We start from the raw sequence: 1,392 nt of genomic DNA, 5'->3' as shown, positions 1-1,392 counted from the left end.
GTTGCGGGTCTTGCGCTGCGCGCAAAAAAAAACCCAGTCTCGGAGGAGACTGGGTTTTTAGGGTATAAGGCCCCTGGCGGTGACCTACTCTTGCATGGCTTGAGCCACACTACCATCGGCGCATGCGCGTTTCACTTCTGAGTTCGGGATGGGATCAGGTGGTACCACGCCGCTATGGCCGCCAGGGAAGGGGTGGAAGCAGCGCTATAAAAGCGCCGGCTTCACAGAGGGTGTAAACGAGTGACAAGCGTCCGGATTCGGAAAGCGAGTAGAGAGATGTTAAGACGGTGAAGCGTCTTGGGGTTATATGGTCAAGCCTCACGGCTCATTAGTACACGTAAGCTCAATGCATTGCTGCACTTCCACACCGTGCCTATCAACCACCTAGTCTTGATGGTGCCTTTAGGAGAGTCAAGCTCTCGGGAGATCTCATCTTGGGGCGTGCTTCCCGCTTAGATGCTTTCAGCGGTTATCACTTCCGTTCGTAGCTACCGGGCAATGCCATGGGCATGACAACCCGAACACCAGCGGAACGTCCACTCCGGTCCTCTCGTACTAGGAGCAGCCCCCCTCAAATCTCCAACGCCCACGACAGATAGGGACCGAACTGTCTCACGACGTTCTGAACCCAGCTCGCGTACCACTTTAAATGGCGAACAGCCATACCCTTGGGACCGGCTACAGCCCCAGGATGTGATGAGCCGACATCGAGGTGCCAAACACCGCCGTCGATATGAACTCTTGGGCGGTATCAGCCTGTTATCCCCGGAGTACCTTTTATCCGTTGAGCGATGGCCCTTCCATACAGAACCACCGGATCACTAAGACCTACTTTCGTACCTGCTTGATCCGTCGATCTCGCAGTCAAGCACGCTTATGCCTTTGCACACAGTGCGCGATGTCCGACCGCGCTGAGCGTACCTTCGTGCTCCTCCGTTACTCTTTGGGAGGAGACCGCCCCAGTCAAACTACCCACCATACACGGTCCCCGATCCGGATTACGGACCTAGGTTAGAACGTCAAGCACTTCAGGGTGGTATTTCAAGGATGGCTCCACCAGAACTAGCGTCCTGGTTTCATAGCCTCCCACCTATCCTACACAGAAGAACTCAACGTTCAGTGTAAAGCTATAGTAAAGGTTCACGGGGTCTTTCCGTCTTGCCGCGGGAACGCTGCATCTTCACAGCGATTTCAATTTCACTGAGTCTCGGGTGGAGACAGCGCCGCTGTCGTTACGCCATTCGTGCAGGTCGGAACTTACCCGACAAGGAATTTCGCTACCTTAGGACCGTTATAGTTACGGCCGCCGTTTACTGGGGCTTCGATCCCGACAAGGAATTTCGCTACCTTAGGACCGTTATAGTTACGGCCGCCGTTTACTGGGGCTTCGAT

Annotated in this window: 2 rRNA genes; both read right to left on the bottom strand. The window is 54.8% G+C overall.

Annotated elements, in window-relative coordinates:
• Positions 1–71: 71 nt before the first annotated feature.
• Positions 72–186 (bottom strand): 5S ribosomal RNA (gene rrf / locus AC1DVF_RS29275).
• Between the two features lie 121 nt (positions 187–307).
• Positions 308–1,392: ribosomal RNA gene (locus tag AC1DVF_RS29270) — 23S ribosomal RNA — on the bottom strand; the annotation flags it as partial.

The organism is Pseudomonas sp. P4_D7, from assembly GCF_056401755.1.
Note: the sequence above shows the minus strand (reverse complement) of the source record. Positions and strands in the feature narration are given on the sequence as shown.